The sequence below is a fragment of the Sphingobacterium siyangense genome (assembly GCF_007830445.1).
GTDB classification, from domain to species: domain Bacteria; phylum Bacteroidota; class Bacteroidia; order Sphingobacteriales; family Sphingobacteriaceae; genus Sphingobacterium; species Sphingobacterium siyangense.
Genome location: NZ_VLKR01000053.1, coordinates 1 through 23,158, shown reverse-complemented (window position 1 = coordinate 23,158; position 23,158 = coordinate 1). Strand labels below are relative to the sequence as shown.

The window sequence follows — 23,158 nt, the reverse complement described above, 5'->3', positions numbered from 1 at the left end:
ACTACACCTAAGTGGTTCAGATTACCAGTGGTACTGCGTAGACCGTTACTAATATCACGAACCGAATCTGCCGAGGAAAAATGACAGAAAAGCATACTGACTAGATGCGTCCAGCTGTTGATCCCTTTCTGATGTTTGTCACTTTTGTGCTTTGAAACCAAATCTTTGAATAATTCGCGGTCGATAAGAGATAAAATCTGACTAAAAACATTTAAATTTATCATGGCGGTGTGTTATAATTTTGCAATTTAAATATAGCAACTTTGCTATATCCAAACACCGCCACTTTTTAAACGTTTAGGACGCAAGTGATACCATATAATCAAAACCTATCAGAAACGACAAGTCAAGTCTAAATCTCTAATTGTTTCGAGAAATTGATTAAATTTAAACAACTGATAATCATAAAGGATAAAACATGAAAATATTTGCATTCGCTGGGAGTAATTCTTCCACATCAATTAACAAACAATTGGTCAAATTTGTACTTAAAAGCTTCGAGGGGCACGAGATTAATTTGATCGACCTGAATGACTATAACATGCCTGTCTTTTCTGTAGACCTAGAAAAGAATGGATTCCCACAGGAAGCACAGCTTTTCCTCGATCATATAGCCTCCAGTGACATGATCATTTGCTCCCTCGCAGAGAATAATCGCTCCTATAGCGTAGCATTTAAAAATGTATTTGACTGGGCATCTAGAATAAATGTTAAAGTTTTCCAGGATAAACCCATGTTGCTTATGACAACTTCACCAGGAGGTTATGGTGGTGGAAATGTGATGGCCGAAGCGCAGAAATTTTTCCCGCAGTTTGGAGCAATCATTAAAGAAACATTTTCGCTTCCCAAATTTTACGAAAATTTTGATCAGGATAATGGCGTAATCAGTCCTGAACACCTCAATAGTCTGAAGGAAAAAATAGCGGACTTTAAGCAACAAATTTCCTCCTAGCGGCATTCCGCTAAAAATCTATTTGCCTTTTCGTACATTCTGCATAACTTATGCCGATGTACTGAGTACATATTACTTTGCATATTATTGACTTTTTGCTTACCTTTTCTTTGCTTTGAAAGCAAAGAAACACCAATAAAACACCAATAAAACGACAAAGAAATAGCAAAGAAGAAGCGAATCAGACCCCTAGCAATCCCAAAGGAATAGCGAAGAAACAGCAGAGAAACACCAAAGAAACAGCAGAGAAACAGCAGAGAAATAGCAGAGAAATGGCGAATAAGCTGCAAGCCCTTACCTTAGCTGCTCAGGCAGCGTATCAATGGCATCATGGATCGTTCGAAGCGTTTCCATATAGATCATTTGATGGCTGATCGGTAAATCGACCAGATCAACTTGTGACGTATAAAAATTGGTTTTTTGTTGAATCCGATTTTCTTGTTGAATCCTGTTTAAAGCGGCGTTTCTACAGCTTGTGTAGAGAAAACCACGGATTGATTCAACATGATCAAAATCAATCCGGCGCTCCCAAAGCTTTAAAAATACGTCCTGCACTATTTCTTCGATGGTACCTTTATCAAGATTCATCTTTTCTAAAAAATAGCACATTGGACTATAGAAAGTTTTGTACAGAAACTGTAAACCATCCCTTCTGCCCTCTCGAAAAGATTTTAAAAAATCTTGCTTGCTAAATTCTTGGTTTACCTTGTTTTTCACAATTCAATATTACTTAAATTTTAAATAAATATGAAAATTTCATTTATTGTGATCAACAATCCTGCGCTGGCAAGCGATAGAAAACGTACAGACCAAACCGGTTGACACGATACTATTCCATTCGATAGCGATTGGCGTAAATACGAAGCAAGATCTATGTATTTAGATTATAATTTCTACGCGATCAATTCAGTTGACACAGGCTCTTGATAGTAGGCTTCATTCCATTTTGCCAATTGGCACATAATAGGTATTAATGCCTTGCCTTTTTCTGTCAAAGAATACTCTACACGTGGCGGAAGCTCCCTGTACTCTTCTCTCAAAATTACACCATCCTCTTCCAATTCTTTTAATGAACTGGTAAGGACTTTCCGAGAAATGTTTTCGATAAGCGCATCCAATTGACCAAATCGGGCTTTTCGATCGCGCAAAGTATAGATAATCACGGGCTTCCATCGGGTACCTAAAATTGCCATAGAACGCTGCATGGCGCAGGAACAACTTTTAAATTCAGTCCTTTTCATTTGAATATATTCAAAATAGTTACGCAAAGGTAACTAGTTTATACCAATAATAGTTACAAATATACACTATTTAAAATATCTTTGTGAAGATTCACGATTTAAAACAAGAAAAATGAGCATACAAACACTTTTTAATCCATTTGAGTATAAAAATTTAACACTCAAAAACCGCTTTGTAATGGCGCCCATGACGCGAGCATTTTCTAAGGATGGGATTCCCGACAGCGCTGTAGCGGGTTATTACGAGCGTCGTGCCGCGGGAGATGTTGGTTTAATTTTGACGGAAGGTACAGTTATTGAAAGACCTTCATCAAAGAATTTAAAGGATATTCCAAACTTTTACGGTGACCAAGCATTGGGCGGCTGGAAAAATATCGTCGATGCTGTGCACGAAAAAGGCGGAAAAATAGCCCCTCAACTATGGCATGTTGGTTATACCCCTATGCAATGGACTCCGCCTGCTGCGTTTGAAAGCCCAGATACAATGACATTAGCGGATATAGAGGCCACAATACAGGCTTACGCTGACGCTGCTAAATCTGCAAAAGACCTCGGTTTTGATGCTTTTGAAATCCATGGGGCCCATGGTTATCTGATCGACCAATTTTTCTGGGAAGGGATGAACCACAGAACAGACGAATTTGGTGGAAAAACAATTAAGGAGCGTTCTAAATTCGCCGTTGAGGTCGTAAAAGCAATGCGAAAAGCGGTTGGACCTGATTTTGTGATTATTCTACGTTTATCACAATGGAAACAACAGGACTATACAGCCAAGCTTGCCCCTACCCCTACAGCGATGGAAGATTGGATCCTACCTTTGACGGATGCCGGTGTGGACATTTTTCATGGAAGCCAACGTCGTTATTGGGAGCCGGAATTTGAAGGCAGTGACTTAAATTTTGCTGGATGGCTCAAAAAGATTTCAGGACAGCCCACAATCACAGTTGGATCTGTGGGTCTTGACAAAGACTTTGGTGAAGTATTTACCAATTCTGAATTCAAGTCCTCTCCCGCTTCACTGGACGAACTGGTTCGTCGTTATGAACGTGGCGATTTTGACCTTGTAGCAGTAGGCAGGGCCATCTTACAAGACCCCAATTGGGTGAAGAAAGTGCAAGCCGAAAAATACGACGAACTGTCTACTTTTGAAGCTAAGAGCTTGGCGAGCTTATCTTAGTAAGCTCGCGCGATTAGGTGGATTAAAATTACGTTATTCAATATTATAAAACAGGGGCAAAAAATTGATTTTCGAATCAATTTTTTGCCCCTGTTTTATAGCGATAATTCAGTAACTTGTCTCCACAAATGGATACAAACACTTGATTAAATGAAAATCACCGCAACCAAAATATATGTCATCAGCGGATTGGGTGTAGATCAACGTGTATTCAGCAAGATAGACTTTGGCTCGCTTGATATAACCTATCTGGATTGGATTACACCCAGCCGCAATGAACCACTATCTATTTATGCAAAAAGAATATCTGCTAAAATTACTGCAGCGCAACCCATCCTCATTGGGCTTTCTTTCGGAGGAATGCTTGCAATGGAAATTGCCAAAATTATAACTGTTCAACGAGTTATTCTGCTAGCTTCGGCCAAAGGACGGTATGAATTACCCGTACTGTATCGATTGGCGGGTAGACTCAAGCTGAACGTAATTGTCCCTAATGCATTGCTCAAGACCCATAGCTTTCTGTCGGATTATTTTTTTGGTATACGCTGCAAAGAAGATTCTTTACTGCTAAAACAAATCCTAAAGGATACAGATCCAATCTTTATGGCCTGGGCAATACATCAAATTCTACAATGGAAAAACAATTCGGTTCCGGACAATTTAATTCATGTACACGGTAGTAGCGATCGTATTATCCCCATCAAAAATGTAAAGCCCAACTTTATCATTAAGGAGGCGGGACATTTTATGACGGTCACTCATGCCCAGGAAGTTGAAAAACTCTTGCAAGAAATTTGTTCGTAAATCACCACCTTTTAATCACCGAGACCAATCCCAACTTTTCTAGTCGCTCAGAAAATTAAATCCATGTGGATTCGTATCGGCATTAGTCGCACGACATGCTGATCAGTGTAAAAAAGTATTATTTGGAGAAAAGGACAAACAATAATTGAGAATAGAAGGTTCTTCTATGAGAGCGCGGTCTCTTTATGGAAGCTAAAAATCCCCCTTTATTACTTAGTGGGAACAGTCAAAAGCAATATAGTTAGGTTAAATTATAACAAGAATATGCGAACACGGCTCATATTAAGTTTTTTATTCTGTCACATCTTTTTTCTCACTATGCTGGCACAAGTCAATAATACTACAGCCCCGAAACTGGAGGTCGCAGCAGCCTTAGGTCCGTACCGTCCGATCGGTGTGAGCGTTACCTCCAACAATCGATTATTTGTTTCCTTCCCAAAACAAGCGAAAAATTATCAGTATGCACTTACTGAAATCATCAATGGAAAACCTGTTCCTTATCCAAATAAAGAATGGAATTTAAAAGGAAAAGAGAGTTCCCACTTTGTAAATGTCCAGGATATATTTGTCGATACCGAGGACAACCTCTGGGTATTGGACTCTAAACCGTCTTCTGCTGGATCAATTTTTGGAAAAGATGAAAAATCGACTCAAGGCCAATTTAAATTGTTAAAAATCGATACAAAAAAAAATAAAATTGAGCATATTTATCGTTTCGACGACCTTGATAAAACCAAATCAGGTCTAAATGATATGCGCATTGACCAGAAGCGAAATTTAGCCTATCTCTCCGATCCCGGCCAAGCTGCCATTATTATTTTAGACCTCAAAACTGGACAGACTAGAAAGGCTTTAACTGGAAGCCGTTTTACGCGGGCTGATCCTGATGTAATATTAAGCTATAATGGTATTGAAATGCGTAATGAAAATGGAAAGCCTTTTTCTTCCAACGTGAATGGCATAGCATTGAGTCACGATTTTAAATATCTATATTTCAAACCGATCAATCAAACCCATCTGTATTGTATTGCAACAGAATTTTTAGCCGACGCAAGGCTGACGGATCAAGAATTGGAAGAAAAAGTAGAAGACAAAGGGGAAGTCGGAATTACACATGGCTTACTCGCAGATAGCGTTGGAAATATTTACCTAACATCGTCAATAGATTATAGTATTAAATATTTAAATCCTGATGGAAATGTGAATACCTTGGTACGGGACTTCCGAATACTTTGGCCCGATTCTATGGGCATCAGCGGAGATGGATACCTTTATTTCTCCTGTGCACAGCTCTTTAAAGACCCGCAATGGAATAAGGGAGTTGATAAGGTAGAGTTGCCATATTATGTCTTTAAAGTCAAATTACCGAAATTTTGAAAAGAATGTTACAACAAGTGAAGTTCTGAAGCATAAAACTCGCGCTAACACATCTACTTTTTACCTAGATATTATCCCATGCGCAGCCTTAACAAAATTCCCTTCGAATAGTTCCCCTTTATATTTGTCCCCCTTTTCCACCTACAAGATAAGGTATTGAAATTCAACCCCATAAAAACAATAAAATCGGAGTAAAAGAACAAATCACCGAGACATGCCTCCAACTATAAAAAACAACGGTCTCTTATATAAAGTATAAAATTTTTAGCAAAAACTTTTTAATACTAATATTTTTAGTATATTTGAATATCAGTTTTAGACAATGCTTTTTATGGAACACAGCGCAGCATATGACAATAAGGAATTACACGTAGGTGACATCGTTCGCTTTCATACTCCTTATCCCGATGAAGATCCGAATACGATTTTCATTGTATTGTGGTCATACTATGATCCTACAGGAAAATCATCACGGGCTGAAGTCGTAAAATTTGACCAAAGTTCCAAACAAGCGCCTGTTATTCAGAAGTGGTTTATACGAGATTTAGAAAGAGTCCCCGAAGTAAGTCCAGAATTGCTGAAACAAATTGAGCTATTTATGAAAAGTAAACTTGGTAATGCTATTATCAGTAAGCTAGTCATCTAACAAATTTTAGATCTTCAAATTCGACGTAAAATATGGAAAACAAATTCAAAGAGAAGCGAGGTATAGTGTCAGGTCCGATCTGGTCTGACTGGCGAGAACAACTTCGGGAAAGTGAATTAATCGGCTTACAACAGAGACTCGAGAAACTAGAAAGAGAAATACTCCTTGATTGGCTGCAATGGCATGATCCAAAAGGAAACTATACAGATCGCAAATGTATTGAAAATGGCGTGCAGCAGCTTTCCAAATTAAAGGCTGTCGCGTATATACATAAAGAAATCCTGCGCATCCACATGAAAAGAAGATATAATGACTTTTCGAATACGCATGCACAACTCATCTTTAACAACTAAAATTTCAAATTATGGAATCTCTTATTAAACAGATCATAGCGCATCAGCTTCCAAAAATTCTAGCCATGGAATCGCATCGCAAGGATTGGCGTTATCAGCTCATGAGTTTAAAAGATAAGACGCTATTCGATAGATTAACGCTTATGAAGAGACAAGAATTACTTGCGTGGCTACAATGGTACGATAATGCCGGGACTTACGCTGATCACGACTGCATCCGGAGAGGTATTCCTTTATTTACGAAGGTTCAGGCATTGACCGCAGCTTATCAGCGGATTATGCGTGAACATGAAGGCTGGGACGGCTACATGGGAACGGAATATATCCGTGGCAGTGCACTTTAAAAAAGACACTTTTTAAGTAGGAAATATTTTGCGCGCTGTGATATACTTGGCTAATGTATTCAGATTAGAAAGTGCCGCTCCGATTGTATTATTAAAATAAGTATAGACTTCTTTTCCCTCTGCAATCCAGTCGTTAATATAGGTGCTGTATTCAAACAATATGTTGTCCGTATAGCTTCCTTTATAGTCACCATTTGGGCCATGGAATCGCACATAGATTATGTTTGCATTTGCATCTGCGTATTGAAGACGCATACCTTGCATATTCTTATCATGAATAACCAGATTCATATTATAAGATTTTAACAGTTCAGAAGTTTCTTCCCTATACCAAACTGGATCCCTAAATTCTACACAGATCGGCCACCCTTCACTTCTCTTGTCCTGAGCAATACAATCCAGCAATTCAGCAAGCAATCCAATAGAAGCAAATTTAAAAGATGGTGGTAATTGTATGAGCAAACACCCTTTCTTTTGGCCGACAGCGTCAATAACGGATAGAAATCTAGCGACATCCTGTGGATCAAATTTGAGTTCTTTTTGATGTGTAATTCCTTTCCATAGTTTAAACGTAAAACGAAAGTCATCGGTCGTTTCTTCGGACCATCTTCTGACGGTTTCTTCTCTGGGGATTTTATAAAAAGAACTGTTTACTTCCAATGAATTAAATAATAAGCTATATACAGCCAATCGACTTTTATCCTGAAACTCCTCAGGATAGTAGCTTTTATTCTTGTAAGGCAAAAGGATACCGCTCGTTCCAGTAAAATATAATCTTTCCATACCTTTATAACAATCGGCTAGCATGTAATTGTTCATTTTTTTCTTTCACAGACAAATTATCTTTTGTATTGATCAGCAATTAAATTGCATATAAAAAACAATTTATCTAAGTTTGAGAAACGAGTATTACAGCAACAGCTATGTATACTCAACTCGTTTTCTAGTTTATTAGCGGATAATTAATCAAGCACCCTCTATCAATGCACAAAAAATCTTACCTCATTTTTTTCGTTATTGGCACCATTTTGGGCAGTTGTACCGGAAATAAAAGTAACAATACAAATACAACTTCAAGCTCTCAGCCCGAATATGCCGATGAAAATCCGACATTTACCTTTAACAAAATCAAACAGAGCTATACGCAGGGCGAGGATCTGATCTTAAAGGTGGACAGCGAAAAAACGCCGAAAATAGACTCTGTTATTTACACTATAAACGATAAAAAGATTGGTCAAGTAATCGGAAATGAACCTTTCCATTATTCATTAAAACAGGAGAAATTTGGCAAGCAGATTGTTAAAGCTGTCGTATTTAGTGCTGGAAAACGAGAAGAAAATTCGGTCAACATCGATCTATTCGCGTCCACTCCTCCGCTTTTGCTAAGCTATAGCATTGTGAATATTTACCCCCATGATATCAAAGCTTTCACACAGGGATTGGAGTTCTACAGGGATAATTTGATCGAAAGTACCGGGAATGGGATTGGTCCAAGCGGAAATAAAGGTAAATCGAGTGTTCGTATTGTTAATCCAAAAACGGGTCAACCCACCAAAAAAATTGAATTGGATGATTCAATTTTTGGCGAAGGTGCCACCGTCCTAAATGGAAAATTATATCAGTTGACTTATAAAAACAATCTAGCCTACCTATACGATATAAACAGCCTTTCTGTTATTAAAACACTTCCTTACTTTCAGCCAATGGAAGGCTGGGGTTTAACTTCTGACGGTAAAAACTTATACATGTCCAATGGTTCTGATTATATCTATACGCTGAATCCAAATGACTTCTCAAAAATGGATTATATCCGTGCAGCAACGAACACAGCCATGGTGGATCAAATCAATGAACTGGAATGGGTAAAAGGAAAAATCTATGCAAATTTCTTTATGGAGGATGTCATTGGACGGATCGACCCTAAAACAGGTGCAGTGGAGGCTTTAGTCGATCTATCTAAATTACGTGAACATGTAACACAACATGTGGATTTAGACGTATTAAATGGTATCGCCTACAATAAAAGATCAAACACTTTCTTTGTTACCGGTAAAAACTGGGATAAAATGTTCGAGATAAAGCTAACAGAATAGCTTTATCTCCATTTAAAAACAGCGTATTGTTATGGAAACATTCAAATTTCGGTATCGCTAACTTTATGGTAATTCTTTCATTTTGTTAAAACCTTCGGTTACCATAGGTACAATTTGGGGTGTAAATAACTGTGGCATAAACGTCTTTGCCTCCATATCTTTATTGACAACCCATTCCGTATACTTATCTGCTAAAAATTCCAATCGCTGTGCTGAAGATAATCCTGGTAAAGTATAATAGACACTTTTTTCGCCTTCTTTCCCTTCCATCTGTACAAACCTCCCTTTGGTCACGTTCAGGTGACTGCGGTGTTCAAACTCACGTATAAAGAGCTCATCTTTATCGACGTTATCCCACTTGGGGTCACGCGGGCAACAAACCGATCCGTAACTTTCTCTTCGATAAACGGTAAGCATGCCTTTAGGTGAAATTGGTTTAACAAAATCAAACCTCGCGTTATCTTCACCAGAAAGCCGGATACTGTCGACTTTAACCGCACCATCCTCTCTTTTTATGGAATAATAAAAATTGGTCGTCGCAGGTTCTATACACATTCCGTTTTTCGAGGCTTCTTTGGCGACCTCATCATAATACTTCCAATCGGGGACAATCAGTACAAAATGTTGAAGATCGGGATAGAATTCAGTTGACCTTTTTAGTAACTCCAATGGAATTCTAGTACTCAAAAAGAAAACGTAAGTGGAATCTGGCACGATCTGCAAAGGAAGATCTATTAAATAACTGCCGTTTTTCTGAGTCACAAAATCATTGTCGATCATCACAACCTGACCATAGGATTCGCGATACCAATCGGGTTTCACAGTATCAGCCAATGAATACGGGGGTATTGGCTGATGCGCAGCTATTTTGCTCTTACAGGACAATGCCATCATAGGTAAAATGATAAGCAAATACCACTTATTTTTTAGTTTTAACATTGTTATAAAATTAAAATATATTTCAACTACTTTCCTTTTTGACTATCTACTTTTATTCCAGCTCGATTCAAGAAGGCTATTTGATGTCCTAAACACGACTCAGCTAAGGCTGCAATTTTCTCTTTTTCATCAGTAATCTCCCGCAACAGACTTTTCCGAGTCCCTTTTTTCTGTTCATCAATATATTTAATTAATAAAACACCATATCCATCAACGATCTCCGTCATATAACCAATTGTAGCGATGTGAAAACTTTCGGCAGTTTTACTGTATTTCAATTGAGAAGCTTCGCATTTTATTCCTTTTATGTAACTACTCAAAGCACGTGCCTCATTCAATTTCATGTGATAGGAATAGTCTGATTTATCGACATCATATTCCCCTTCCAGCAATTTTCCATAGCTCTCATCCATTTTTTCTCGACAGCTATGAAAGAGCTTAGCCATTTTCACGTTGTACCCCGATTCCAAATTACCCCTACAGGAACACATGGTAAATAGCATAAAGATTAAAGCTAGCATTCTCATTTCTTGATTTTTTTCACAAATAACAGCTTTTTAAAACAGTATTTCCGTCTCGTTTAATATTCGTGGTCTTTGTTTTAAGATTCGTTATTCTCCGCACAATCCACTTGCTCAAAACAATACGCTTATACCTACTTTACACAAATTGTTCGTTACCCAGAAAGTTGAGAAAGTTGCTCTTTTAAAAAATGGAATCCATAATAATCACCTTATGCTCTGTTATTAAGAAAAAAGCTCCTTCAAAACCTACTATTTTAGCCATTTAATTAATCTTTTTTTAAGAAAAACAAGAAAAACGTTATATTTAACAAGATTCACACATCATTTAACGCAGAAAACTTTGTTTCTTAAAAAGAATTACGGAACTTAGAGACTATAAACCACCGAAATATGAATAATAGACCTTTAAACGGAATGACTGACGAAGAGCTTCAAACCAACAAAAAAACTGCCCTGGTAATTACTTGGATGCTCACAACCATGCTTTTTATCCTATTAGGCATGGGAATTTATACCTCAATTAGCAAAGGATTCAGTGCACTGATGGCCATTCCTTTCGCCTTATCTCCCATTGTTATTCTGAATTTTAAAAGAATAAAAGAAATCAATGAAGAACTCAAAATAAGAGGAGCTCAATAAATTCGTCATGAAACACCTCTCATTATTCGTATTCTTTATTTTCATCGCGGATATCGCATTTGGTCAAGAGATAAGTAAATCAACGACACAGACGATCACACAATCGGGTATTGGACTCGGTTCTGTAATTGCCGTTGTCACCTCATGGGATCGCAACAAATCTATACTTTGGGCTTTAATTCATGGAATACTTGGCTGGTTATATGTCATCTATTTTGCATTCACCCGCAACGAGTAACGATTCTTAAATATGATTCTCACCAGAAGAGCCAAGCCGATCATGACCAGAATGTTTTTTCTTACATAACATCGCGATCAATACCTTTTCTATATCTCGTCTCCAATCAAACACATGAGTTCCACACCTATTTCCCATACAGATTTTGTCATTGAAGAAGTCAAAGAATCTAGCATTAACTTAATTTCCGAACTAGTAGACCTGACTTTTAATATTGTCCAAGGAGGTGCCTCCGTAGGTTTCATGGAAGATCTAACAGTTGAACAGGCAAAAAAATTTTGGACTGATGTACTGAACAAGGTCAAGGAACAGAAAATAATATTGATTATTGCAAGAGATGCCTTTACCCATCGAATCGCAGGAACTGTTCAACTGCAAATCGACCTCCCATCAAATCAGACACATCGTGCAGATGTAGCCAAAATGTTAGTCCATACTGACTTTCGAAGAATGGGCATTGCACAAAATTTACTTCAACACATTGAAAATAAAGCCATTGATCTAAATAAGACACTATTGGTACTAGATACTGTAACCGATAGCCCGGCTTATATTATGTATCAAAAATGTGGCTGGACGATAGTCGGAGATATCCCAAATTATGCGCTCTTCCCGAATGGAACATGGTGTAGCACGACATACTTTTACAAAAACCTGATTGTTCCAGCAGACAAAATAAAAAGCCTCCGAAACGATTAAACATTCATTGGGAGGCTTCTCTTAATTATTTGAAGGCTTCACTTAAGAAGACCTATAGACCTATTGATCCTATTTATTTTTGTACCATACTGGCCCTGGTTTTTCACCCATTTCTAACACCAATGTCGCTCCGGACATAATTTGTTCATGTGTGATATAACTTGTTTCAAGAGGCTTACCATCGATCGTAATGGCTTGTATATAAATATTGGATTTACTGACATGGTTAGCTTTCACGGTAAATTTCTTTCCATTGGACAACTTCAATTCAGCTTTTTCAAATAAAGGGGTACCGATTTCGTATTTTCCACTTATGGGATCTACAGGATAAAATCCCAATGAGCTGAATACATACCAAGCCGACATCTGCCCGCAGTCATCATTTCCACTTAATCCCGAAGGTGTATTCAAGTAAAGTTTGTTCATTACCTCTGCCGCATATTGCTGCGTTTTCCAAGGCTGTCCAACGGCATTGAATAAATAGAGTGCATGATGGCTCGGCTCGTTACCATGCGCATACTGCCCAATCATTCCTGTACTAAAAATTGGAAGCTTGCTGGTGTCAGAAGGATGAAATGTAAACATGCTATCTAACTTCTGTCCAAAGCGCTCTTGTCCACCAACGAGTTTAATCAATCCAGGGATATCATGTTGCACAGACCAAAAATATTGCCATGCATTACTTTCACAAATATGCGCACTATATTCCTCCGCATCAAATGGGGTAATAAACTTACCATGGCTATCTCGAGGTTGCATAAATGAAGTAGCCGGATTATACACATTTTTATAATTTTGAGCTCTTGCAAAAAATGTTCCTGCAATCTCTTTCTTTCCCATCTTATCGGCCATCATTGCGATGCAATGATCGTCATAGGCATATTCAAGCGTTCTTGATAGGGACCAGTTTTCGGCATTGTATTCATCTTTGACATCATAAGGCACATAGCCTAGTTTCTTATACAGACCTATGCCCCGATAATTGTCAATATTAGCTGTGGCAACACAAGCTTCTAACGCTTTTGATGCATCAAAATCACCGATTCCTTTTAAATATGCATCTACAATGACAGGAATGGCGTGATTCCCAATCATCATATCCGTTTCACTCCCGTAAATATTCCATACCGGTAATCGGCCGTGCTGTTCATAAAAGGCGATGAAGGACTTAATCATATCATTTACTCGACTAGGGTCGATATACGTAAATAATGGATGCGAGGCTCTATAAGTGTCCCAAAGTGAGAACGTGCTATAATTGGTCCAACCTTCGGCCTGATGTACCTTCCGGTCAGCCCCCATATATGCACCATCAACATCACCGAAAATCGTCGGTGCTAACATGGAATGATATAACGCTGTATAGAACTTAACCTGCTCCTCTTTGTCTTTGGTCTCGATCGCTACCCTACCCAATTCGTGATTCCAATTTTGCTCGGCCTCCTTTACATAATAATCAAAGTCATCTTTTGGAACTTCTGCTTTTAAGTTTTTGGAAGCGCCTTCCATACTTACACCCGAAAGGGCCGTACTTAAAGTCACTTGTTCTCCAGCTGCTGTCTTGAAATCAAAACGTGCTTTGAATGCTGTACCAATGCGTTTTGCACTTTTTGCCGTTGTATCAGCGCTGGATAATATTGCTGAACTATCGATATGAACGGCCATAAAAGGCTTAGAAAACCGAGTTTCAAAATAAACGCGTTGGCCCCTTGCCCAGCCCTCCGAAAAACGATAACCACGAATAGTGACAGAATCAACCACTTCGATGTGCGAATCCGTGGTAGCATCCCAATTCATTGCTTTCTTTAAGTCTAAAAATACAGCAGACTCGGCTTTTGGAAAGGTATAACGTTGAATGCCGCAGCGTGCCGTTGCTGTCAGCTCCACATTTATATCGTAATCAGTAAGTTTTACCTGATAGTATCCGGCGTGAGCCTTTTCGTCTTTATGCGAAAATTTGGAATGTATACCTAAGGGAGCCGCGGCTTCATGATATGGTAAGGTAACCGGCATAAAAGATATGTCGTACAAGTCACCGGCACCAGTTCCACTTAAATGTGTATGGCTAAAACCAGAAATCGTACTGTCGGGATAAAAGTATCCGGAAATACGGTCCCAGCCGGGTAGTCCATTATCTGGGCTAAGCTGTACCATTCCAAAAGGTGACTGTGCTCCAGGATATGTATTGCCTGTAAAATCCGTTCCAATAAAAGGATTTACATATCCGACATAAGAAGTCTTATCGGAGTTTTTTAGTGAAGCACAACCAATTAAGGACAAAAGGCCTGCACAGACCGCATAATTAATATATTTCATCGTGTAGATCAGTTTTTCAGTTTAGTTTGCCTAATTATCTATTTCCAGTAACGATTAGAATATCCTTACTGTTGACCAAAGTTTGATGGTTGATTTTAAATCCATTGAATGGTTTTCCATCGATAACGATCTTTTTGATATAATCACCAGCACCCTCTTTTTGACGTCTTATCGTCACTTTGTCGCCGTTTGGATAATATTTCTTATCGAGTTGGATGGTCACTTTGTCGAATACAGGTGTTACAACGGTATAATCTGGTCTACCTGGACAAAAAGGATAGATTCCAATCATATTCATTAAAGCCCATGTAGACATTGTTCCCGTATCGTCATTTCCCGGTATCCCCCCAGGGCTGTTCGTAAAATGCTTTTCTAAAATTTCTTTGACTAGCTTCTGGGTACGCCATTCTTCTCCTTTGATTTCTGAAAACACATGTGGATACAGCATATCTGGTTCGTTAGTAACATCAAAATACCCTTTATCAAAAGTTGCCTGCAGTCTATCCACAAATTTTTGCTTTCCGCCCATCAATTTCACCAAACCAGGGATATCAAATGGAATGGCAAAGCTATAGTTCCAAGCGTTACCCTCATGGAAACCATGATTAGGTTCAAAATTGGCACCCATCAATGGGCTAAACGGACTTAAAAACTCGCCGTTAGGAAGAATAGGTCTAAAAGTCCCATACTCCGAAGAATAATAATGTTTATATCCCTGCGCTCGCTTAGCAAAAAGCTGGGCATCTTTGGTTTTCCCCAATGAACCAGCCAACTGCGCTAGATTCCAATCTGCAACATAATATTCAATGGCATGAGATACCGAATTATCGAATGAATCGCGCAATGGGACATACCCATACTTCACATAGTCCGCATTGTCTGGTCTAATTTTATTCGTGGAGTCCGTAGTCGTTGCCGATTTCACAAACGCTTCATAAGCTGTATTGATATCAAAATCCCGAATGCCTTTCATCCATGCATCGACGATTACTGGTACTGCAGGGTCGCCATCCATGGTATAGCTTTCTCGGCTATACAACTCCCATTTGGGCATCCAACCACTTTCCTTATAAATATCGATCATGGAACGTATCATGCCCACTTGCTTATCGGGGTAAACCAGTGACATTAAAGGCTGAACATTTCGGTACGTATCCCATAGCGAAAACACGGTGTAACGATTGTGATCTGCAACAAGTGTTTTCCGACTTTCCATTGCCGGATATTCTCCGTTTACATCCTGCAAGATATTTGGATGAATCATGGCATGATATAATGCCGTATAGAACACTGTTTTTTGGTCCTCTGTACCACCTTCTACCTGTATCTTTGACAATGCATTGTTCCAAAGCGAAGCTGCATTCTTTTGTGTTTTTTCAAAGCTAAAGTCTGCTTGCTCAGCATCTAGATTTTTACGCGCATTCTCAACGCTCACAAATGATACGGCCAGCTGTACTTCTAAGCTTTCATTTTCTTTGACATCAAAACTAAAATATGCGCCAAGATCATCGCCGGATAGCTGATCGGTATAGTCCGTAAAAATTTTATATTTTCCGGCATCTTTATTCCAATCGTTTTCCCATTTTTCTCCGGCACGCTGGAATTTCCAATATCCTCTTTTTGACGGTTTTTTATTGACACGCATAACAAAGAAGATTGGATAAACAGCCTGATTGTTCGTGTAACAGAAGGAGCCCAACAATTTAGATCCCTCTATTTCGGTATCACTTACGTAACGAACTGTTGCTCCCGTTTCATTTGTTAAACCTTCGCCCAAATTAAGCAGGATATTTGCCTGTCCTTTTGGAAAAGTAAATTTAGAAACACCTACACGGGTTGTCGCTGAAACTTCGGTTTTGATACCGTATTTCTTTAACACATTGCTATAATACCCCGGATGGGCAACCTCCTGCGTATAGGTACTTCCATATTGATGATAATCAACCTCTAATTTACCTGAAGTTGGCATCAACAACAAACTTCCCATGTCTGGACATCCTACCCCACTTAAATTAACATGAGAAAAACCTGTAAAATAACTGTTGCTATGTTCATAGGGAGTAGACCACCATCTTGCATCTTTATCAAATGCATTAAGTGATGATCCCATTACATTAAACGGAGAAACATTCATCAAGCCGTTGGGAACCTGAGCACCCGGATTAGTTGTTCCATAATTGCTGGTACCGATAAACGGGTTGACATAGTCTGTAGGAAGCTTTTGGGCAGAAACGTTCTCCCAAAGAAATAATCCTAAAAGTAAAAAACGAATAGATTTGATCATATAATCTTGATAGACGACATTGTTAATTGCTTTCATTCAAGCAAACACCATAGGCCGCGCATTTTAGCGTGTACCTACAATACTACAGATAATCGCAAAGATTTACAAATCTTATAAATGGTTATATCGATGATTTTACGTTTGTTAATAGGATTTAGCAAAACTATACATGTTAAGCAAAGAGATTTATGATGGTCAATAACAACAAAAGCCTGAAGTGGGGAACTTCAGGCTTTTACTAACTAACCAATTATTAACCTAAATTATGAAACTACTGATATAACGTCATCAAAAATGAGTTTCTTATATCAGGTCTCTTAGTTTAACCAAATTTTAACAAATCATTGTTATAGGTCAACTCGGTCTATTGAGATCTAGCAGTAAATATATTTTTTATTGATACAGTCCCCATTGTTTATTCGGGGTAGCGCCCATTTCTAAGACGAGCTCTCCTCCTTTTAGCAATTCGGAAGCATCAAAATAAAAGGTATTGAGCGGTTTTCCATTTAACGTTGCGCGTTGCACATATATATTTTTCTTATTTGCATTTTTCGCTTTGATAATAAACTGTTCACCTCTTCCATATTTACCATCCAATCTAATCTTAACCTCCTCAAAGAGTGGGCTTCCTATTTCATAAATTGGTTTGACCCTTGTTCCGCCATCGATCTGAAATAAACCAATAGCATTCATGATATACCAAGCACTCATTTGCCCCTGGTCTTCATCGCCGAGATAAGCATTCGAAACCCCTTGGCCATAATAGCGCTCACCTATAGAGCGGCTCCATTTTTGTGTCAACCAGGGCTTATTCAACCAATTAAAAATATAGGCAAAATGCATTGATTGCTGATTTCCCTGAACAACAGGATAATCCCAATATTGATCATTAGGGCCATTATAGCGCCATTTTTCACTTTCTGGAAATCCCCATTCCAATCGTTTTAAAAACACATCCTGTCCGATCATTTTAGCTAACCCAGGAATATCCTGTGGCACAAAAAAAGTCAGTTGCCATGCATTTCCTTCTACATAATGATGGTTAGCTCCCGATTTAAAAGGATCAAAATCTTTATACCATTCTCCTTTTGAATCCTTCATCCGAGCATAGCCACTACTGACATCTATCGCGTTTCTCCACCAGTTTCCGCGATCATTAAAATAATTGTACTCCTGCTCCTTTCCTAACGATTTTGCGAACTGCCCAACTGTCCAGTCGTCAAAACTATATTCCATTGAATTGGAAAACCGGCCCAAATCATAGGGAACGTACTTATATTTTAAATAGACATCCAAGTCCCTGTTACCTGCAAAACCACCTTCAAATTTCAATGGACTTGTTGTCTGCATTTTTTTAACAGCTTCAAATGCCTTTTCAGTATCGTAGTCTCTAATCCCCATCTGGTATGCCCCAACAATTAACGGTATTTCATGTTCTGCAACCATGACGGGAATATACTCCATTCCAGCCGGCCCTTTCGCCAGCCAGCCATTTGCGTCATACATCGCAAGTTGCGATCTAACCCATTTATTGGACCATTCCGGCGTAACCAAGTTCCAAAACTGATTTAAATTCCAAAAGGTATTCCAGAAAGCATCACAGCCTAAAGCGAGATCCCCTTTATGGGCTAAAGTTCGTATCACTTCATCCGAAGATCTCCATTGACCATTCACATCACTGAATGTGTTTCGGCTTGCCAAAGTGCGATACATATTGGTATAGAATTTCTCTTTTTCAAAATAGTCTGAAGACTTTATCGCCAATCTACTTAAAAGTTCATCCCAAACTTTATGTTGATTTTCCACGACCCGATCAATCGACCATCCGAATGGCTCCGACAGTTCCGTTTTTAGATTCTCCTCTGCATTGGCTAAACTCACATAAGAAATCCCTGTGCGCAGTTGTACAGCCTTATCTTTATGCACATCAAATTCCACGTACATCCCCGCAAATTGAGCGCTATCAGCAACCAAATCAGCCCGTTCAGTCAACCGATCATTATGCCATGTGCCATAGTTTATGATAGGTTTATCAAACTCCATCACAAAGTATACGACATAATCCTGTTTTGCATCTGTGGACCAAACGTTTTCAGATAATTGATTACTGTATCCCACAACCTTATAGTCAGAAACCTTTTTCAGCGAGAAATCTTTAATTTTATAATCATATTCTCCGTTAACCTTGAGATCAATCATGATACGTCCTGTGTCCGACTTATGATAGGTATATTGTTGAAAGCTGGAACGTGTACCAGCCGTCAATTTTACGTCGATATCGTGATCAAGGAGATGAACAGCATAATATCCCAATGGAGCTTTTTCGCTGGTTTTATCTATTGCTGATCGATATCCTGAATTTGTACTGTACTGATCTCCGACCCGAGTTTTCAATTGACCTGCTGTCGGAAATGTTCCCAATCCAGCCATTGTCCATTCGTGAATATGGCTAAAAGTACCAATAGATTCGATAGAAGGTTCATAACCTGCCTGCCAGCCAATATTTTGGTTATCTGGACTTATCTTTACCATGCCAAAAGGCATCCACGGTCCCGGGGCTATCATCCATCTGGAATGTGCTGCACCCATCATCGTGTTCACATAATCTGAAACTCCACCTAGTCTTTTTGGGCCCCGCTTGATTGTTGAAGACTGTATTAATTGCCCATTACAATAAATTTCATACTTACTCCATATATCCTTAGCGACATAAGGCATTGGTATTTCCAATTTCGCTGCACCTTTTTCACGTGTTTTCTCATAAATTTTCTTTCCATCTAAGACTACTTTCAACTGTTCATCATCTTTCAATTTCAAGAGATCAACCAGCATATTTTGGACGGGTTTCCCTGCATTTAAGATCTCAAATTCAGCTTGCTGTACATTTTTAACAATTACAGAACGATTGGCGATTAACTTTACTTGCTGTGGTCCCAGTAGTTTAAAGGAATCAAATTCAACCCAACCTCCCTTTATGACAGTCATGGTAATCTGATTTCCGCCTTTCTTAATGAGATCAGCTGGTAATGGTATATTTATCGTAGAATTTCCAGATTTTAAAGAATTCTCTAGGGGCTCACCATTTCCTGCTCCCCGCTCCACCTCAAAATTATAGGGCTTGCCATTGATTACGATCTGTAGTGTGGGTTTATTTTTAGGGTCACTATTGGCCAATTTAACCTGAAGTGTGCACTGACCATTTTTTGTACTATTGTTTAACACATAGTATAAATTCAAAAAATGTGTTCTCAGACCAGAAGTTCCTCCAGTCCCGCCCCATTCATTGGCCGGACCGGGCAATACATAGGGTAAATCCCTTGTTAAAGAAGATTGACCTATGATAAACGCATTGTCTTCATAACCAAAATCATGTTCCAAAAATTTCTTATATCCATTCGGGGACAAGGCAAATTCGCTGCTTGAACCGTCTGAATTTCCCAATTGCCATATTGTGTGCTCCTGGCCAACAACAGACTGAGCACACATGAACAACAGACCGGCGGCAAAAGAAAGTGAGAAACGTAATTTCATAAGTATCAGATTTTATAATTTTTAATTACATCAGTTGCTTTCCTCATAAAATGCACGAAACAATTCACAAAATACATCACATTGTACATACATTAATAATCTACAAAAACGTTTAAAAGCAAAACTTTAAGCACAATATTACTACAAAAAAAACAAATATCAAATGAATAAAATTAAAATGTATATACATACTGAAAGAAAAAAAATGAACTGAATCTAATTGACACAAGCTTGGAAAATGAAAGGTTTTGATTCTTGGATAGGAAAGTTAGGTCAATTTGTAGTTTGCGCCATATTGATCCTGTTTCCTAGTTTTCGGGGAAAAATTGTCTTTACTTAGAAAAGTGTTTCTACAGATTATTTATGATAAAAAAGCTTAATAGAAGGGTGCACATGGCAATAATTTACCTAGAGTTCATTATTCTAGGATTAAAACTTTGTCAAAACTCAAGCAAAGCAATAATTACTATTGGCTATTTGGATCTAATAAGTTATATTTATACAATTATTTGCTTTGAGACCTTAAAGATAAGAGTATTATCTTTTGTATTATCATCATAAACAATATTCTACACATTTGTGTAGAAACTTATTTCATTGCTGGATAGAGATTTAATATTTTAAACAAGTTCAACTATTAACGTTGACGATGATTACAAAGTAAGGATAGGAACGTAAAAAAGCCTATTACTAGCGTATAAATTGAGATTATGCCCTTATTTTTGTAACTTGCACGCCAGGACAACATCGATTTTACGTGGTATTCAAAAGCGATTGCGGATCATCTTTGTAATTTACACTATGAAAATTAAGATTGAAGATTTTTTCAAGCCGGTACAAGTTAAAGACGACTTTAGCAAAGATGATTATGAGATTGTCGAAGCCTTTATAAATTTTGCTAAATCCTTAAGCAGGTTAACCTACCAGAGTATATATTTAATTGACTATTCAAAGAAAAGCTTTTTATTTGTTTCTGATAACCCAATCTTTTTGTGTGGAAGCACTCCTGCGGAAGTCATGCGGGAAGGCTATTACCACTATGTGAATAATGTCCCTGAGAGCGATTTACATTTACTAAAAAAGATCAACGACGTTGGTTTTGACTTTTTTGGAGATTTGGATGCCGAAGATCGCTTAAAATTCTCGATATCTTACGATTTTCATTTAAAACAACCTGGAAATAAACCACTATTAGTAAACCATAAACTAAAACCTCTGCTCCTGGATAAATTTTCTAACCCCTGGATCGCGCTCTGCTTGGTTTCTATATCTTCACATGCAAACTCGGGAAACATTAGATTTAAATCTGATGAGGATGGGAAACAGTTTGAATATGATTTGGATAAAGATATTTGGGTAGAAACTCCTCGCATTAAATTGAAACCCCGTGAAAAGGATATTCTTCTTTTTTCCGCACAGGGTCTTACTATGGATCAAATAGCAGATCGACTTTATGTATCAATTGATACAGTAAAATTTCATAAAAAACAAATATTTTCAAAACTGAAAGTTAAAAGCATTACAGAAGCTACAGCATTAGCAATTGAACTATCTCTTTTCTAATGTTATTCACTATTTTTTGCACATAACAGCATTAGTTTAGACATCTCAACAAATTTTTGAATATCGACCTGGTTTCCCATACTAAATTGGGAATATTTATTTTTCTCAATAAAAGTGTCCAGCCATTCTGATTTAATATAGATCGGTAATGTCTCAGAATAGAGGTAGATAATTGGATCACCAAGTTCAAAAGATTCTATTTCTAATTTTCGAAGCGTATTTACCACCTTTCGATCACATTCCGCAATGACTAGTCCGCTACCAAGGCTATAAGGGCCATAAAATGCGTCAAAAAGCATCTTTTTCAGAATATTGATCCGATTACCTATTATCTTTCCAGAAATTACGAAACGCCCAATGTGCCAAAAATTCTTTACATGCGGAATTAACAAACTTTCTGTCTCGATATCAAATAATTTCTGAATCGGCAAACTCGTTTCCTTATCCCAAAATGTAATTCTAATGGATGCCTGAATACAGTCATCAAGCTTACTTCGAAGCACATAATAAATGGAACGATCAAAAAAAATCTGATCCTCTCCTATCAATGACTCAAAGTCAAACGCATATTCCTCTTCGGAATAACTATCCAGTTTGTAATGCTGCTGAGTCGTTACTAAATAAAAATGAATAAGTTCAGGAAGTTCGTTTTTATTAAGCTTGGTAAAATAATAATTTTCAGGCGTCCAGTTCATGCAAATGTTATTCGATATGCAATTATAAAAATAAAGACTTTTCGTTTAAATTCCCACAGAGACAAATTTACTACACAAAAGTGTAATGGAACGAATGTTTTTTTCAATTACATTAAGTTCAACTAATCATTGATAAATAATAGGAATCTGGAAAGAATTTTACAGGTTTAGATGTCGCTAAATTAAATACGATATGACTAACCATTCCCGATAATAAATACAGACCTAATGATAACTGCGCAGGAGAAGACTTCAGCGCTATTTTACCATATTCTACCAAAAATTCCTCAAACCATTTCGTTTCTATTCCCTTTGTTTTTAAACTTTCTACAATAAATTTACCGACATTTAATTCAAATGTCTTGTGAGCCTTTTCCAGTGAATGTAAATTAAGACCTTCAGGTGGAAGAACTGTTAAAAATCCTGCCCAGCCCAAATTATAAGGATGTACTACCGGTATATTTCTTTTCGCCATATACTGGTCAAAAACAAAAGGAATATCAGAAGAAAAATCCAACGCATTAATGGCAACCTTATGGTTAATATCGATATTATATAGATTATCTTTCACTTGCGTCCTAAACGTTTAAAAAGTGGCGGTGTTTGGATATAGCAAAGTTGCTATATTTAAATTGCAAAATTATAACCCACCGCCATGATAAATTTAAATGTTTTTAGTCAGATTTTATCTCTTATCGACCGCGAATTATTCAAAGATTTGGTTTCAAAGCACAAAAGTGACA

23 protein-coding genes are annotated in these 23,158 nt (G+C 37.8%); 12 read left to right on the top strand and 11 right to left on the bottom strand.

Features of this window, described 5'->3' with window-relative positions:
- A partial coding sequence (locus IQ31_RS26300; protein ID WP_145331256.1) for a DUF4372 domain-containing protein occupies positions 1-224 on the bottom strand: 224 nt, incomplete at its 3' end.
- Positions 225-418: 194 nt separating this feature from the next.
- On the opposite strand from IQ31_RS26300, the gene IQ31_RS26295 reads away from it, so the two are divergent.
- Complete coding sequence (locus IQ31_RS26295; RefSeq protein WP_075991829.1) at positions 419-952, top strand: NADPH-dependent FMN reductase; 534 nt, start codon at positions 419-421, stop codon at positions 950-952.
- A gap of 294 nt (positions 953-1,246) precedes the next feature.
- Here the strand turns inward: IQ31_RS26295 and IQ31_RS26290 are convergent, their stop codons facing one another.
- Together IQ31_RS26290 and IQ31_RS26285 are read right to left on the bottom strand one after the other, a co-directional pair.
- On the bottom strand, positions 1,247-1,669 hold the full coding sequence (locus IQ31_RS26290) for an RNA polymerase sigma factor (protein WP_088160913.1): 423 nt from the start codon (positions 1,667-1,669) through the stop codon (positions 1,247-1,249).
- A 176-nt stretch (positions 1,670-1,845) separates the two neighbouring features.
- Positions 1,846-2,193, bottom strand: coding sequence for a winged helix-turn-helix transcriptional regulator (locus tag IQ31_RS26285; protein WP_075991827.1), 348 nt, complete (start codon positions 2,191-2,193; stop codon positions 1,846-1,848).
- A 112-nt stretch (positions 2,194-2,305) separates the two neighbouring features.
- Between IQ31_RS26285 and IQ31_RS26280 the strand changes: the two genes are divergently transcribed.
- From IQ31_RS26280 to IQ31_RS26255, 6 genes are all read left to right on the top strand, one after another.
- A complete protein-coding gene (locus IQ31_RS26280) occupies positions 2,306-3,370 on the top strand; it encodes an NADH:flavin oxidoreductase (protein ID WP_145331254.1) in 1,065 nt (354 codons plus the stop codon).
- Positions 3,371-3,520: 150 nt separating this feature from the next.
- The gene (locus tag IQ31_RS26275) at positions 3,521-4,174 is read left to right on the top strand and encodes an alpha/beta hydrolase (protein WP_145331252.1); all 654 of its coding nucleotides are present in this window, start codon (positions 3,521-3,523) and stop codon (positions 4,172-4,174) included.
- A gap of 318 nt (positions 4,175-4,492) precedes the next feature.
- The gene (locus IQ31_RS26270) at positions 4,493-5,551 is read left to right on the top strand and encodes a major royal jelly family protein (protein WP_244294585.1); all 1,059 of its coding nucleotides are present in this window, start codon (positions 4,493-4,495) and stop codon (positions 5,549-5,551) included.
- 331 nt (positions 5,552-5,882) lie between these two features.
- A complete protein-coding gene (locus IQ31_RS26265; RefSeq protein ID WP_145331248.1) occupies positions 5,883-6,197 on the top strand; it encodes a hypothetical protein in 315 nt (104 codons plus the stop codon).
- 32 nt (positions 6,198-6,229) lie between these two features.
- Positions 6,230-6,550: a hypothetical protein gene (locus IQ31_RS26260; protein WP_145331246.1), complete on the top strand. Its 321-nt coding sequence runs from the start codon at positions 6,230-6,232 to the stop codon at positions 6,548-6,550.
- Positions 6,551-6,561: 11 nt separating this feature from the next.
- A complete protein-coding gene (locus IQ31_RS26255) occupies positions 6,562-6,894 on the top strand; it encodes a hypothetical protein (protein ID WP_088160906.1) in 333 nt (110 codons plus the stop codon).
- A 12-nt stretch (positions 6,895-6,906) separates the two neighbouring features.
- Here IQ31_RS26255 and IQ31_RS26250 read toward each other — a convergent pair whose 3' ends face one another.
- On the bottom strand, positions 6,907-7,677 hold the full coding sequence (locus tag IQ31_RS26250) for a DUF72 domain-containing protein (protein ID WP_145331244.1): 771 nt from the start codon (positions 7,675-7,677) through the stop codon (positions 6,907-6,909).
- Positions 7,678-7,877: 200 nt separating this feature from the next.
- Here IQ31_RS26250 and IQ31_RS26245 point away from each other — a divergent pair, with 200 nt between their 5' ends.
- Complete coding sequence (locus tag IQ31_RS26245; protein ID WP_145331242.1) at positions 7,878-8,987, top strand: glutaminyl-peptide cyclotransferase; 1,110 nt, start codon at positions 7,878-7,880, stop codon at positions 8,985-8,987.
- A 63-nt stretch (positions 8,988-9,050) separates the two neighbouring features.
- On the opposite strand, the gene IQ31_RS26240 is transcribed toward IQ31_RS26245, so the two are convergent.
- Entirely contained in the window at positions 9,051-9,926 is an 876-nt protein-coding gene (locus tag IQ31_RS26240) for a hypothetical protein (RefSeq protein ID WP_145331240.1), read from the bottom strand.
- Between the two features lie 26 nt (positions 9,927-9,952).
- Positions 9,953-10,453: a hypothetical protein gene (locus tag IQ31_RS26235; RefSeq protein ID WP_145331238.1), complete on the bottom strand. Its 501-nt coding sequence runs from the start codon at positions 10,451-10,453 to the stop codon at positions 9,953-9,955.
- Positions 10,454-10,840: 387 nt separating this feature from the next.
- Between IQ31_RS26235 and IQ31_RS26230 the strand changes: the two genes are divergently transcribed.
- The 3 genes from IQ31_RS26230 to IQ31_RS26220 all read left to right on the top strand — a co-directional run bounded on the left by IQ31_RS26230 (position 10,841) and on the right by IQ31_RS26220 (position 12,026).
- Positions 10,841-11,089, top strand: coding sequence for a redox-active disulfide protein 2 (locus IQ31_RS26230; protein ID WP_088160902.1), 249 nt, complete (start codon positions 10,841-10,843; stop codon positions 11,087-11,089).
- Between the two features lie 7 nt (positions 11,090-11,096).
- On the top strand, positions 11,097-11,327 hold the full coding sequence (locus IQ31_RS26225; protein ID WP_075991818.1) for a hypothetical protein: 231 nt from the start codon (positions 11,097-11,099) through the stop codon (positions 11,325-11,327).
- Positions 11,328-11,441: 114 nt separating this feature from the next.
- Positions 11,442-12,026, top strand: coding sequence for a GNAT family N-acetyltransferase (locus IQ31_RS26220; protein ID WP_145331236.1), 585 nt, complete (start codon positions 11,442-11,444; stop codon positions 12,024-12,026).
- Between the two features lie 69 nt (positions 12,027-12,095).
- On the opposite strand, the gene IQ31_RS26215 is transcribed toward IQ31_RS26220, so the two are convergent.
- The 3 genes from IQ31_RS26215 to IQ31_RS26205 all read right to left on the bottom strand — a co-directional run bounded on the left by IQ31_RS26215 (position 12,096) and on the right by IQ31_RS26205 (position 20,157).
- Positions 12,096-14,342 (bottom strand): GH92 family glycosyl hydrolase, encoded by a 2,247-nt coding sequence (locus tag IQ31_RS26215; RefSeq protein WP_145331234.1) that lies wholly within the window; start codon positions 14,340-14,342, stop codon positions 12,096-12,098.
- 34 nt (positions 14,343-14,376) lie between these two features.
- Positions 14,377-16,662, bottom strand: a complete 2,286-nt coding sequence (locus IQ31_RS26210; protein WP_208734392.1) for a GH92 family glycosyl hydrolase — start codon at positions 16,660-16,662, stop codon at positions 14,377-14,379.
- Positions 16,663-17,019: 357 nt separating this feature from the next.
- On the bottom strand, positions 17,020-20,157 hold the full coding sequence (locus IQ31_RS26205) for a GH92 family glycosyl hydrolase (protein WP_145331232.1): 3,138 nt from the start codon (positions 20,155-20,157) through the stop codon (positions 17,020-17,022).
- Between the two features lie 801 nt (positions 20,158-20,958).
- Between IQ31_RS26205 and IQ31_RS26200 the strand changes: the two genes are divergently transcribed.
- On the top strand, positions 20,959-21,720 hold the full coding sequence (locus tag IQ31_RS26200; RefSeq protein WP_075991814.1) for a response regulator transcription factor: 762 nt from the start codon (positions 20,959-20,961) through the stop codon (positions 21,718-21,720).
- A gap of 2 nt (positions 21,721-21,722) precedes the next feature.
- Here IQ31_RS26200 and IQ31_RS26195 read toward each other — a convergent pair whose 3' ends face one another.
- Positions 21,723-22,415 carry a hypothetical protein gene (locus tag IQ31_RS26195; protein WP_075991813.1) on the bottom strand — a complete coding sequence of 231 codons (693 nt, stop codon included), beginning with the start codon at positions 22,413-22,415 and terminating at the stop codon, positions 21,723-21,725.
- A gap of 118 nt (positions 22,416-22,533) precedes the next feature.
- Positions 22,534-22,986 carry a hypothetical protein gene (locus tag IQ31_RS26190; RefSeq protein WP_145331230.1) on the bottom strand — a complete coding sequence of 151 codons (453 nt, stop codon included), beginning with the start codon at positions 22,984-22,986 and terminating at the stop codon, positions 22,534-22,536.
- Positions 22,987-23,158: the final 172 nt, after the last annotated feature.